The following is a 13,160-nucleotide window of genomic DNA, read 5'->3' as shown; positions in this document are numbered from 1 at the left end:
ATAGGGCCTCCCAGCGCTACCAGCTGATTTCTCATCAATGCTTGTGAAGACACCCCCGCCGGCTCGGCCGACGGGGGTGTTCTTCTTCCAGCTTCAAGCTTACGGCTTGAAACTCTATTTCCAGAAATCGCGAATCGAGGCGATGCCCTGGGCGCCCACGGCACGGGCATGGTTGGCATCGAAGCGGGTCATGCCACCCAGCGCGAAGACCGGCATGGCGGCGCGCTCGACCAGCTGCTGGAAGTCATGCCAGCCCATCGGCGCCACCTCCGGATGCGACGGCGTGGTGCGCAACGGCGAGAGGGTCACGAAATCGCAGCCCAGGCGCCCGGCCTGGACCAGTTGGGCCCTGTCGTGGGTGGAGGCGGAGAGCCACTTGCCCTCGGCGATGGGCCGGCGCTCCAGCGCCATCAGCCGCTCGCTGGTCAGGTGGATGCCGTCCGCCTCGACCTGTTCCAGCAGTGACGGCTCACCGTTGAGCAGCAGGCGCGCCCCGTGCTTGCGGCACGGCACCAGCGCGGCCTCGGCCCGGGCGAGGTACTCCGCCTCCGCCAGCGACTTGGCCCGCAGCTGCACCAGGCGCACCCCGTCCTCCACCAGGGCCCGCTCCAGTCGCTCGAGGAAGCGCCCCTCGTCGTCCTCCTCGGCGGTGATCAGGTATTCGGTGGGCAGCATCACCGCCCGCAGGATCGGCAGGTTGGCGGCCGGAAAGGGGTAGTTGACCAGCTCCGCCATGGGCACCCAGCGCACCGCCTGCCCCTCGCGGCCGAAGGGTTCGCCGGAGAAGTCGTGCACCTGCCACACATCCAGCAGGATGTGCTTGTCGGAGTACTCGTGGTGGATGCGAATCAGCGGCTGGGCACGCCGGATCTCCACGCCCAGCTCCTCGTGGAGTTCGCGCTTGAGCCCCTCGAGCCCGGTCTCGTAGGGGGCCAGCTTGCCGCCCGGGAACTCCCACAGGCCGCCATGATCGACATTGGACGGCCGCCGGGCGAGCAGCACCTCCCGGCCATCGGCACTGATGATGGCGGCGGCCGCCACATGCACCCTTCTCTTCACCATTGCATTCATTCACTCTTCCAACTTGTCCTCGCGGGCCAGCGCTCCGCGGGTCTCTGTCTGGCTGTCGGCCACCATCGCGCTCAGCTGCGATAGTCGGCGTTGATGGTCACGTACTCATGCGAGAGATCGGAGGTCCAGACCGTGGCGGCCTCCTCGCCGCGCCCCAGGTCGATACGGATGGCGATCTCCTCCCGAGCCATCACCGCACTGCCCGCCTCCTCGGTGTAGCCGGCGGCGCGACCGCCATTCTCCACCACCCGCACCTCGCCCAGGTCGATGGTCACCCTCGTCACGTCGAAGTCCTCCACCGGGGCACGCCCCACCGCGGCCAGGATCCGCCCCCAGTTGGCATCACTGGCGTAGAGCGCGGTCTTGACCAGCGGCGAATGGGCCACGGTGAAGGCCACGTCCAGCGCCTCCTGGCGGCTGGTCGCCGAGTTGACCTGAAGGGTGACGAACTTGGTCGCACCCTCGCCATCGCGGATGATCGCCTGGGCCAGCTCGGTCATCACCCGCTGCAGCCCGTTGCGGAACACCGCGACCTGCTCCTCGCTGACCACGGCGGCCCCCCGGCCGGTGCTGATCAGCATGCAGGCATCGTTGGTGGAGGTGTCACTGTCCACCGTGATGCAGTTGAAGGAGCGATCCACCGTCTCGCGCAGCAGCGACTCGAGCAGCGCCTGCTCGATGGCCGCATCGGTGGCGACGAAGGCCAGCATGGTGGCCATGTCGGGCCGGATCATGCCCGACCCCTTGCTGATGCCGTTGATGGTCACGGTCGCGTCGCCCAGTTCCAGGGTGACGCTGGCCCCCTTGGCACGGAGGTCGGTGGTGAGGATCCCCTCGCCCGCCTCGCGCCAGGCCATGGCGCCGTCGCCGAGCGTCTCGAGGGCACCCGGCAGGCCACCCAGAAGGCGATCCATGGGCAGCGGCTCGCCGATCACCCCGGTGGAGAACGGCAGCACCCGGTCCTCGCCGACGCCGCACAGCCGTGCCAGCTCGGCGCAACTGGCGCGGGCATCACGCAGGCCCGCTTCACCGGTACCGGCGTTGGCGTTGCCGGTGTTGATCACCAGGTAGCGCGGCGCCTCGCCACGGGCGACACAGGCCGCCAGGTGCTCCCGAGCCACGACCACCGGCGCGGCGCAGAAGGCATTGCGGGTGAAGGTTCCCGCGACCCGGGCTCCCTCGGGAAGCTCGATCACCACCAGGTCACGACGGCCGGGCTTCTTGATACCCGCCATGGTCGTCCCCAGGCGCAGGCCCTCGATCACCGGCATCTCCGGAAAGCGTGCATCACCCACTGCCATCGTCTTCTCTCCTGTCTGGAATCCGCTTCGAGCTTCGAGCTTCGAGCTTCGAGCTTCGAGCTTCGAGCTTCGAGCTTCGAGCTTCGAGCTTCGAGCTTCGAGCTTCGAGCTTCGAGCAGCATGGTGTCCTCTGACACGAGTGTCGCAACACCTGGCCCGTGGCCCGTGGCCCGTCAGCTCAACTTGCCGCAGCACTGCTTGTACTTCTTGCCGGAACCGCAGGGGCAGGGGTCGTTGCGACCGACCTTGGGCCCAGCACGGCGCAGCGGCCGGCCATCGGCACCCGGTGGCACGGCGGCAGCTGCCCCCGCTTCGCCGCCGGCGACCGCCGAGGGCTCGTCGTGGCGACTCGCCGCGGTGGCCTTCTCCCGCTCCAGGGCCTCGCGGCGCTGGCGCTCCAGTGCCTCGACCTCCTCGGGGCGCCGCACCTTCACATGGCTGAGGATGCGGGTCACGTCGGCCTTGATGTTGCTCAGCAGGGACTGGAACAGCTCGAAGGACTCGCGCTTGTACTCCTGCTTGGGGTTCTTCTGTGCGTAGCCGCGCAGGTGGATGCCGCGACGCAGGTGATCCATCGATTGCAGGTGCTCCTTCCAGCGGGTGTCGAGCACCTGCAACATGACCTGCTTCTCGAAGCGACGCATCAGCTCGGCCCCGGCCTCCTCGACCTTGGACTCGTAGGTCTCGCGGTGCATGGCCTGGAGACGCTCGCGCAGCTGCTCCTCGTGGAAGCGCTCGTCCTTCTCGGACCACTCGACCACCGGCGCCTCGAGGTTGAACTCGCTCTTGAGGTGATCCTGCAGCCCCGGCAGGTCCCACTGCTCGGGCAGGCTCTGGGGGGGCACGAACTCGCTGATGGCGAGGTCCAGCACCTCCTCGCGGATGCCCATGACCGCCTCGGAGACGTCGTCGGAGGCAAGGATCTCGTTGCGCTGCTCATAGATCACCCGGCGCTGGTCGTTGGCCACGTCATCGTACTCGAGCAGTTGCTTGCGGATATCGAAGTTGCGGCTCTCGACCTTCTTCTGGGCCCGCTCCACCGCATTGGAGACCATCTTGTGCTCGATCGCCTCGCCCCGCTCCAGTCCCAGCGCCTTCATCATGCGCTGCACCCGATCGGAACCGAACAGGCGCATCAGGTTGTCTTCCAGCGACAGGAAGAAGCGGGTCGACCCGGGGTCGCCCTGGCGCCCCGCCCGGCCACGCAGCTGGTTGTCGATACGCCGCGACTCGTGGCGCTCGGAGCCGACCACGTGCAGCCCGCCGGCGGCCAGCACCGCCTCGTGGCGCGCCTGCCATTCGGCCTTGAGGCGCTCGATCTGCTCCTCGCCGGGGTTCTCCAGCTTGGCTGCCTCGGCCTCCCAGTTGCCGCCCAGCACGATGTCGGTGCCGCGGCCGGCCATGTTGGTGGCAATGGTGATCGCGCCGGGCCGGCCGGCCTGGGCGATGATCTCCGCCTCGCTCTGGTGCTGCTTGGCATTGAGCACGTTGAACTCGAGCCCGGCCTGCTTCATCAGGTCGGCCAGGTACTCGGAGGTCTCGATGGAGGCCGTGCCCACCAGCACCGGGCGGCCGGCCTCGGTCTGGGCCCTGACGTCCTCGATGATCGCCTCGAACTTCTCCTCGGCACTGAGGTAGACCAGATCGTTGAGATCCTCGCGCACCAGCGGCCGGTTGGTGGGGATCACCACCACGTCCAGGCCGTAGATCTGGCGGAACTCGAAGGCCTCGGTATCGGCGGTGCCGGTCATGCCCGCCAGCTTGTCGTAGAGGCGGAAATAGTTCTGGAAGGTCGTGGAGGCGAGCGTCTGGCTCTCGCGCTGAACGGCCACCCCCTCCTTGGCCTCCACCGCCTGGTGCAGGCCCTCGGACCAGCGCCGGCCCGGCATGGTGCGACCGGTGTGCTCATCGACGATCACCACCTGACCGTCGGCGACGATGTAGTCGACGTCACGGTGGTAGAGGTGGCGCGCCCTCAGTGCCGAGTGCATGTGCTGCAGCAGGTTGAGGTTCTGGGCCGCATAGAGGGACTCCTCCTCACCCAGCAGCCCCTCGGAACGCATCAGCTCCTCGACCTTGTTGTGCCCCGACTCGGTGATCTCCACCTGCTTCTGCTTCTCTTCGAGCAGGAAGTCACCGCTGGCCGGGTCCTCCTCGTCGCTGCACTTCTCCAGGTGAACGGCCAGGCGGTCCACCACCTTGTAGAGTTCGGTATTCTCGTCCACCGCCCCGGAGATGATCAGTGGCGTACGGGCCTCGTCGATCAGGATCGAATCCACCTCGTCGACGATGGCGTAGTGGAGCCCGCGCTGCACCTTGTCCTCCAGCGAGAAGGCCATGTTGTCGCGCAGGTAGTCGAAGCCGAACTCGTTGTTGGTGCCGTAGGTGATGTCGCAGGCGTAGGCGGCACGCTTCTCCTCGGACGACTGGCCGGCGTAGATGGTGCCCACCGAGAGTCCCAGGAACTCGTAGAGCGGGCGCATCCACTCGGCATCGCGCCGGGCCAGGTAGTCGTTGACCGTGACCACGTGCACGCCCCTGGCCGGCAGGGCATTGAGGTAGACGGCCAGGGTCGCCACCAGGGTCTTGCCCTCGCCGGTCTTCATCTCGGCGATACGGCCCCGGTGCAGGGTCATGCCGCCGATCATCTGCACATCGAAGTGGCGCATGCCCATCACCCGCTTGCTCGCCTCACGCACCGCGGCGAAGGCCTCGGGGAGAAGGGCATCGAGGGTCTCGCCCGCCTCGAGGCGCTGGCGCAGCTCGTCGGTACGCGCCTTGAGCGCGGCATCGTCCAGCGACTCGTGCTCCTGCTCCAGCGCGGTGATCTGGGCGACCTGTCGGGACATGCGTTTGACTTCGCGGTCGTTCTTCGAGCCGACGACCTTGCGTAACAGGGAGTTGATCATGAAGGGTCCAATATCTGCGTGTGGCATCGTGCCGGCCCCTTGGGCGCCGGCCATTCCGTCGGGTTTTCAGCTTGCCCACGCAGCGGGCGGGCCTCGGCGCGTCAGGACGTCATGGGAGGCGGTGGGGCGCCGACTCGGTGATGGCAGGGGGCGACGGCCGAGCCGCTGCCTGCACCGGACCTGGCCGCGCATCGTCGGCCAGCGCGTGAGCGCACGACGCCGGGCCCGGCACCGCGAGCTGGCACGGATCAGGGCCGGTGCCAGGATGCAGATCTGGGCGATCCGCTCGGCATGGCGCAGGTTCTCGACCTGGGCCAGCCCGGTCGGCAGCAGGCAGCCCACCAGCAGGCCGGCCAGCCACCAGCGCGCAGGGCGGCGCGTGACCGCGGGGCGATGACCGCGGGCGGCAGCGTGGCGGGTGCTGGACTGGACGGGCGGCATGCTGTCGACGAACTCCCGAGCGTGCTAGGCTCTCGCTGTTGACCGGTCGCCGGCCCCAGGCGGCGAGCGGATACGGAGAATCAGGGGAAGGCCCCGAGAAACAAGCCAATGAGTATAAAGGTTAAGCGCCCCAGAGCACAGCCCATGTCCCGACTGCTGGAAGGCAGCGGTGAGCTGGGGTCGCTGATGCGCACGGCACGGCTGATCGATCGCGCCCAGCAGCACCTGCGCGACCACCTGCCCGAGGAGGTCCGCGACCACCTCCATGTGGGCGGCTACCGCGACGGGCGCCTCACCCTCATCACCGACCGGGCCGTCTGGCTGACCTGGTTGCGCTACGAGCAGCAACGCCTGCTCTCCCTGCTGCATCAGCTGCCCGGCTTCGAGGCCGTGACCGGTTTCCAGTTCAAGGTGCGTCCTGTGCGGCCGGCCAGCACGCCGCAACGCCAGGTGCGCCGGCTGCCCGCCCGGGCCGCCGACGAGCTCTCCAGCTGTGCCGCCGATGTCGAGAACCCGCGCCTCAGGCAGGCACTGGAGCGCCTGGCCTCCCACGCCGAGAAGCCCTGACCCGCCCCCGCCCACGAAGAAACGCCGCCATCCGATCGGACGACGGCGTCATTGCCTGGCTGCCGATAAGGAGAGCGCGGATCAGGCCATGGCCGGCGCCGCATAGGAGATCGGGGCGATCTCGGCCTCGTCCTCGAAGGTGACCAGCTCGAAGGCCTCGGGCTGCGCCATCAGCGCGCGGCAGAGCTGGTTGTTGAGCGCGTGACCGGATTTCACGCCACGGAACTCGCCGATCAGGCTGTAGCCCAACTGGTAGAGGTCACCGATGGCATCCAGCACCTTGTGCTTGACGAACTCGTCGTCGTAGCGCAGACCGCCCTCGTTCACGATGCGGTAGTCGTCGACCACGATGGCGTTGTCGAGGCTGCCGCCCAGGGCGAGATTGTTCGAGCGCAGGTACTCGAGGTCGCGCATGAAGCCGAAGGTGCGTGCCCGCGACACCTCCTTGACGAAGGAGGTGGTGGAAAAGTCCACCATGGCGGTCTGCTTCTGGTCCTCGAAGACGGGGTGGTCGAAGTCGATGGCGAAGGAGACCTTGAAGCCCCGGTGGGGCAGGAAGATGGCCTCCTTGTCGTCCTCGCGTACCGCGATCTCGCGCTTGATGCGGATGAACTTCTTCGGGGCGTTCTGCTCGCTGATCCCGGCCGACTGGATCAGGAACACGAAAGGACCGGCACTGCCATCCATGATCGGCACTTCGGGGGCGCTGACGTCAACATAGGCATTGTCGATCCCCAGGCCGGCCAGCGCCGACATCAGGTGCTCGACGGTGGCAACCTTGGCGCCACCCGCGGAGAGGGCGGTGCACAGGGTGGTATCGGTGACATTCTCGGCACGCGCCGGCACCTGCACCTCGGGGTCGAGGTCGGTGCGCACGAAGACGATGCCGGTATCGACCGGGGCCGGCCGCAGGGTCAGGTAGACCTTCTTGCCGGAGTGCAGGCCGACGCCGGTGGCGCGGATGACATTCTTCAGGGTACGTTGTCTGATCATGGGCAGTGGCCAGGCGGTTATTGATTATCAAACACCGTTCACTATAACACCGAACAGGTGTTTCAACAAAAAAACATCACCCGACCCTGCCGATGCCGTCGATAGCACACCTCAATCGGCCTGGCGACGCAGGAAGGCCGGAATGTCGAGGTAGTCGTCGAGCTCCTGGGACCTGCGTTTCTCCGGGCGGGGCTTGGCGGCCTCCTCCGGCTCGGCGGCCCTGGCGGTGGCCTGCTGGCGCATCACCGCGGGCTGCTGCTGCATCCTGCGGTAGTCCCCGGCCTCGCTGCGCTTGGCGGACTCACGGGCTGCCGGCTTCTGCTGCCGGCCATCGAGCCCCGCGGCCACCACGGTGACCCGCAGCTCGTCGGTCATCTCCATGTCGATGGAGGTGCCCACCACGATGGTGGCATCCTGGGAGGCGAACTCCTGGACGGTGGCGCCGACATCGTTGAACTCGCCGATGGAGAGGTCCGGGCCGGCGGTGATGTTGACCAGGATGCCGCGCGCGCCGTGGAGGTCGATGTCCTCGAGCAGCGGGCTCCTGATCGCCTTCTCGGCGGCCTCGCGGGCACGGTTCTCGCCGGTGGCCCCCCCGGTGCCCATCATCGCCATGCCCATCTCGGACATCACCGTCCGCACGTCGGCGAAGTCGACGTTGATGATGCCCGGGCTGGTGATCAGCTCGGCGATGCCCTGCACCGCGCCGAGCAGCACGTCATTGGCGGCGCTGAAGGCGGTCAGCAGGCTGGCGCTCTTGCCCAGCACCGAGAGCAGCTTCTCGTTGGGGATGGTGATCAGGGAGTCGACATGCTCGGAGAGCTCCTTCATGCCCTCCTCGGCGGCGCGCATGCGCTTGGGGCCCTCGAAGGGGAAGGGGCGGGTCACCACGGCCACGGTCAGGATGCCGAGCTCCTTGGCCACCTGAGCCACCACCGGGGCACCACCGGTACCGGTGCCTCCCCCCATGCCGGCGGTGATGAACACCATGTCGGCACCACCGAGCAGTTCGGCGATGCGCTCCCGGTCCTCCATGGCGGCCTGCCGACCGACATCCGGATTGGCCCCGGCACCGAGCCCCTTGGTGATCTCGCTGCCGAGCTGGAGTACGGTCTTCGCCGCGACCCGCTTCAGGGCCTGGGCGTCGGTGTTGGCGCAGATGAACTCCACGCCCTCGATGTTGCTCTCGACCATGTGGTTGACGGCATTGCCGCCGCCACCGCCGACACCGATCACCTTGATGACCGCACTGCTTGAGGGTGCGCTATCTACCAGTTCGAACATAAGCCCCGTCTCCTGGACCGCATCGGCGGCCCTGTCAGAAATTTCCTTTCAACCAGCCCTTCAGCCTTTCCAGCGCCGGAATCCCTTCCCTCAATCCCCGTCGGGAGACGTCTTCGCGCCTCGGCTGCACCGGGATCACGCCACCTTGTGCCTGTCGACCGAGCCCCTGGCGGACTCCGCCCAAGGCGTAATGTAGCAAACCGACCCCGGTCGAATAAATCGGGTTGCGCACCACATCGGCCAGTCCTCGCACGTTCTGCGGGCAGGCGATGCGTACCGGCATGTGGAAGATCTCCTCTGCCAGTTCCACCACGCCTTCCATGCGCGAGGTGCCGCCGGTCAGCACCACCCCGGCGGCCACCAGGTCCTCGTAACCGCTGCGCCTGAGCTCGTCACGAATCAGGGTGAAGAGCTCCTCGTAGCGCGGCTCGACCACCTCGGCCAGGGACTGGCGCGAGAGGTCCCGCGCCGGTCGGTCGCCGACGCTGGGCACCTTGATCATCTCGTCACTGGCCGCCAGCTGGGTCAGGGCACAGGCGTACTTGACCTTGATCTCCTCGGCGTACTGGGTCGGGGTGCGCAGCGCCATGGCGATGTCGTTGGTGACCTGATCGCCGGCGATGGGAATCACGGCGGTGTGCCGGATGGCCCCCTCGGTGAAGACCGCGATATCGGTGGTGCCGCCGCCGATATCGACCATGCAGACGCCCAGTTCGCGCTCGTCCTCGGTCAGTACCGCATGGCTCGAGGCCAGCTGCTCGAGGATGATGGCATCCACCTCGAGGTTGCAGCGACGCACGCACTTCTCGATGTTCTGCACCGCATTGAGGGCGGCGGTCACCAGGTGCACCCGCGCCTCGAGACGAACACCCGACATGCCCAGGGGCTCGCGAATGCCGCCCTGGGTGTCGATGGCGAACTCCTGGGGCAGCACATGCAGCACCCGCTGCCCCTCCGAGATGGCCCGCGCCCGGGCCGAATCGATGACGCGGTCGATGTCGGAGGGCGTCACTTCGCGCTCCTTTATCGCCACCACGCCATCGGAATTCATCGAACTGATATGGCTGCCGGCGACCCCGACATAGACGGAGTGAATGTCACAACCGGCCATCAGCTCGGCTTCCTCCACGGCACGCTGTATCGACTGCACCGTGGACTCGATGTTGATCACCACGCCCTTCTTCATGCCCCGGGAAGGGTGTGAGCCGATACCGGCGATCTCGATCCCGCCATCGTCGGTGGGCTGACCCACGATCGCCACGACCTTGGATGTTCCGATATCCAGCCCGACTACCATATTGGACGCATTGGATGGACCTGCCATGAGTCGGGGTGTCTCCTCGAACCTGGCCCGCAAATAAAGGGGCGTTTAATCCTGAAAAACAAGTCTGGAGCAATTATAGGAACAACTATGGTTGATCCACCAGCCCATTACGAATATCAAACTTCACGATACGGCGATTTTGCCGCAAAAGAAACACCTCGATCGCCTGCAATGCGGGTGTCTCGGGCAAAAAAGACCTCAGCTTCCCTCGGCTTCGTCATCCGCGAGGGGCTCGGTTTCTCCATGCCAGGCCACGGCAACACCGTTGGGATATCGCAGGTCGATGTAGCGAATATGCGACGCCTGGTAGCCGAGCTGCCGCCGCCAGGCGGCGGCCAGGCGGGCCAGACGCGCCTCGCGATCGTTGCGCCCGAGCATCACCCAGACCCCGTCGTCGAGCTGGAACCGCCAGGCACCACGCGGCTCGAGACGCAGCTGGGTCATCTCCAGCCCCAGGTCGGCGAAGCGTGTGGCCAGTCGCTGGTGATAGGCGAGCACCTCGGCGCCACTGCCTGCCGGGCCGGCCAGATCCGGCAGGTCGGCGGGCGGCGATACCGGCCCGTAGGCGAAGGGCTCGCCCTCGGGGTTCAGCAGGTAGTCGTCATTCCAGCGCGCCACCGGCACCTGCTCGACGAGTTCGAAGGTCAGGGCATCGGGCCACTCCCGGCTGACGCGGACCTCGGCCAGCCAGTCGATCGCCAGGGCATCGTCACGCAACTGGCCAAGGCTCACCGAGAGCCAGGCCTGCCCCTGGATCAGCGGCGCCAGCCGGCTGCGCAGGTAGTCGGCGCTGACATGGTGCAGCTCGCCGCGTATCGAGACGCGCTCGATGGGTCGGTCGAGCCACAGCCACAGCGCGCGTCCGCCGGCACCGATCAACAGCACCAGCAGCAGCACCCCGAACAGGCCGCCCCGCCGTGTCATGCCCGATCACACCCTGCACTGGCGAGAATGCGCAGTACCAGCGCCTCGAAGTCGATGCCGGCATGGGCCGCCGCCTGGGGCACCAGGCTATGGTCGGTCATCCCCGGCGAGGTGTTCACCTCGATCAGCCAGAAGCGTCCCCCAGCGTCGCGCATCACGTCGACGCGCCCCCAGCCCTCGCCCCCGATCGCCGCGAAGGCCTCGCGGCAGAGCTCGGCCAGTTCGCTCTCCTCGGCCCGGGAGAGACCGCAGGGCAGGTGGTAGAGGGTGTCGTTGGAGAGGTACTTGGCATCGTAGTCGTAGAAGCCGCCGGGCACCTCGACCCGGATCGCCGGCAGTGCCTCGTCATCGAGCAGCGACACCGTATACTCCTGCCCCTCGACGAAGCGTTCGGCCATCACCCGGGCATCGAACCTCGCCGCCTCGCGATAGGCCGCCTCCAGGGACTCGGGGCCGTCGACGATGGAGATGCCCAGGGTCGAGCCCTCGTGTACCGGCTTGACGATCAGCGGCAGGCCCAGGCGCTCGACCACCGCCCGCCAGTCCGCATCGGGGCCAAGCATCATCGATTCCGGGGTGGGCAGGCCCAGCGCCTGCCAGACCAGCTTGGTGCGTTGCTTGTCCATGCCCAGCGCCGAGGCCAGTACACCGCTGCCGGTGTAGGGAATGCCGAGCAGTTCGAGGGCGCCCTGCAGGGTACCGTCCTCGCCACCACGGCCATGCAGGGCGATGAAGACCCTGTCGGGGTTCAAGGCTTCGAGCCCCACCAGGCCACCCTCGGCGGGATCGTAGCCGATGGCATCCACGCCGGCGCGCTGCAGGGCTGCCAGCACGGCGGTGCCGCTCTTCAGCGACACCTCGCGTTCGGCGGAATCGCCGCCGAAGAGCACCACCACGCGTCCCGGGTCGCTGCTGCCTGCGCTCATAGTTCAACCTCGTCGAAGTTCAGCTGATTCTCGGCCAGGCGCAGGGCGATCCCCCCCACGTCGCCCGCCCCCTGGGTGATCAGGATGTCGTCGGGTCGCAGCACGCGGGCCAGCAACCCCGGCAACTCGCTCTTCTCCTGGACGAAGATGGGGTCGACCTCGCCGCGCTGACGGATCGACCCGGCCAGGGTACGGCCATCGGCACCGGGAATCGGTGCCTCCCCGGCACTGTAGACATCCAGCAGCAGCAGGGTATCGACCTCGGCCAGCACGCGCACGAAATCCTCGTAGAGGTCGCGGGTACGCGAATAGCGATGTGGCTGGTAGACCATCACCAGACGCCGCTCGGGCCAGCCGGCGCGCACCGCCCGGATCACCATCTCCACCTCGCGGGGGTGGTGACCGTAGTCATCCACCAGCATCACCTCGCCGGCACCCTCCGGTGCCGGGAAGTGACCGTGAACCTGGAAGCGCCGCCCGACGCCGGCGAAGCCGGACAGCCCTGCCAGGATCGCCTCGTCTCCGACCCCGGCATCGGTAGCCACCACGATCGCCGCCATGGCATTGAGGGCATTGTGGCGCCCGGGCATGGCCAGGCGCACCTCGAGGGGGGCCAGGCCACCGGGCCGCCGGGCCGTGAAGCGGACCTCGCCGCCCTGCTGCACGAATCCATCGATGCGGTAGTCGGCATCCTCGCTGAAGCCGTAGGTGACGAACTGCCGGTTCACCCGGTCGAGCAGGCCACGCACATTGGCATCATCGATGCAGAGCACGGCGAGGCCGTAGAAGGGCAGGTTGTGCAGGAACTCGATGAAGGTGCCCTTGAGCTTCTCGAAGTCGCCGCCGTAGGTGGCCATGTGGTCGGCATCGATGTTGGTGACGATCGACACCATGGGCTGCAGGTGCAGGAAGGAGGCATCCGACTCGTCGGCCTCGGCCACCAGGTAGTCGCCCTCCCCCAGGCGGGCATTGGTACCGGCACTGGTCAGCTTGCCGCCGATGACGAAGGTCGGGTCCAGTCCCCCTTCGCCGAGCAGGGTGGCGGTCAGGCTGGTGGTCGTGGTCTTGCCATGGGTACCCGCCACCGCGATGCCGTGACGGAAGCGCATCAGCTCGGCGAGCATCTCGGCGCGCCTGACCACCGGCACGCGGTTGTCGTGGGCCCAGCGGATCTCGGGATTGGTCTCGTCGACGGCGGTGGAGACCACCACCACATCGGCGCCGGCGACGTTGTCGGCAGCGTGGCCGATGGCCACGCGGATACCGCAGTTGCGCAGCCTGGCCACCACCGGTGACGCCTTGAGGTCGCTGCCGCTGACCTGGTAGCCCTGGTTGGCCAGCACCTCGGCGATGCCGCACATGCCGGCCCCCCCGATACCGACGAAATGGATGTGCCGGATACGGCGCATGCCCAGGCCCC

At 67.4% G+C, this 13,160-nt stretch carries 11 protein-coding genes; 1 reads left to right on the top strand and 10 read right to left on the bottom strand.

What is annotated here, in order from left to right; all coding sequences use genetic code 11:
• Positions 1–114: 114 nt before the first annotated feature.
• The 4 genes from ACOMD9_RS18235 to ACOMD9_RS18220 all read right to left on the bottom strand — a co-directional run bounded on the left by ACOMD9_RS18235 (position 115) and on the right by ACOMD9_RS18220 (position 5,722).
• Positions 115–1,062 (bottom strand): Nudix family hydrolase, encoded by a 948-nt coding sequence (locus ACOMD9_RS18235; protein WP_421417405.1) that lies wholly within the window; start codon positions 1,060–1,062, stop codon positions 115–117.
• Between the two features lie 80 nt (positions 1,063–1,142).
• Positions 1,143–2,372, bottom strand: a complete 1,230-nt coding sequence (argJ, locus tag ACOMD9_RS18230) for a bifunctional glutamate N-acetyltransferase/amino-acid acetyltransferase ArgJ (protein ID WP_421417402.1) — start codon at positions 2,370–2,372, stop codon at positions 1,143–1,145.
• A 173-nt stretch (positions 2,373–2,545) separates the two neighbouring features.
• Complete coding sequence (secA, locus tag ACOMD9_RS18225) at positions 2,546–5,281, bottom strand: preprotein translocase subunit SecA (protein ID WP_421417401.1); 2,736 nt, start codon at positions 5,279–5,281, stop codon at positions 2,546–2,548.
• A gap of 66 nt (positions 5,282–5,347) precedes the next feature.
• On the bottom strand, positions 5,348–5,722 hold the full coding sequence (locus ACOMD9_RS18220) for a hypothetical protein (protein WP_421417400.1): 375 nt from the start codon (positions 5,720–5,722) through the stop codon (positions 5,348–5,350).
• Positions 5,723–5,866: 144 nt separating this feature from the next.
• Here ACOMD9_RS18220 and ACOMD9_RS18215 point away from each other — a divergent pair, with 144 nt between their 5' ends.
• Positions 5,867–6,289: a DUF721 domain-containing protein gene (locus ACOMD9_RS18215; protein WP_421417399.1), complete on the top strand. Its 423-nt coding sequence runs from the start codon at positions 5,867–5,869 to the stop codon at positions 6,287–6,289.
• Positions 6,290–6,370: 81 nt separating this feature from the next.
• Here the strand turns inward: ACOMD9_RS18215 and lpxC are convergent, their stop codons facing one another.
• The 6 genes from lpxC to murC all read right to left on the bottom strand — a co-directional run bounded on the left by lpxC (position 6,371) and on the right by murC (position 13,149).
• Complete coding sequence (gene lpxC, locus ACOMD9_RS18210; RefSeq protein WP_421417398.1) at positions 6,371–7,282, bottom strand: UDP-3-O-acyl-N-acetylglucosamine deacetylase; 912 nt, start codon at positions 7,280–7,282, stop codon at positions 6,371–6,373.
• Positions 7,283–7,393: 111 nt separating this feature from the next.
• Entirely contained in the window at positions 7,394–8,566 is a 1,173-nt protein-coding gene (gene ftsZ / locus ACOMD9_RS18205; RefSeq protein ID WP_421417397.1) for a cell division protein FtsZ, read from the bottom strand.
• Between the two features lie 34 nt (positions 8,567–8,600).
• Positions 8,601–9,890 carry a cell division protein FtsA gene (ftsA, locus tag ACOMD9_RS18200; RefSeq protein WP_421417396.1) on the bottom strand — a complete coding sequence of 430 codons (1,290 nt, stop codon included), beginning with the start codon at positions 9,888–9,890 and terminating at the stop codon, positions 8,601–8,603.
• 198 nt (positions 9,891–10,088) lie between these two features.
• Positions 10,089–10,814 carry a cell division protein FtsQ/DivIB gene (locus ACOMD9_RS18195; RefSeq protein WP_421417395.1) on the bottom strand — a complete coding sequence of 242 codons (726 nt, stop codon included), beginning with the start codon at positions 10,812–10,814 and terminating at the stop codon, positions 10,089–10,091.
• Positions 10,811–11,740, bottom strand: coding sequence for a D-alanine--D-alanine ligase (locus ACOMD9_RS18190; protein ID WP_421417394.1), 930 nt, complete (start codon positions 11,738–11,740; stop codon positions 10,811–10,813). Before ACOMD9_RS18190 ends, ACOMD9_RS18195 begins: the two co-directional genes overlap by 4 nt.
• On the bottom strand, positions 11,737–13,149 hold the full coding sequence (gene murC / locus ACOMD9_RS18185) for a UDP-N-acetylmuramate--L-alanine ligase (protein ID WP_421417393.1): 1,413 nt from the start codon (positions 13,147–13,149) through the stop codon (positions 11,737–11,739). Before murC ends, ACOMD9_RS18190 begins: the two co-directional genes overlap by 4 nt.
• Positions 13,150–13,160 lie beyond the last annotated feature (11 nt).

Origin of the sequence: Halomonas terrestris, from assembly GCF_049166755.1 — a bacterium.
Classification (GTDB): Bacteria; Pseudomonadota; Gammaproteobacteria; order Pseudomonadales; family Halomonadaceae; genus Halomonas.
The sequence above is the reverse complement of the archived record's forward strand: the minus strand, read 5'-3'. Positions and strand labels throughout refer to the sequence as shown.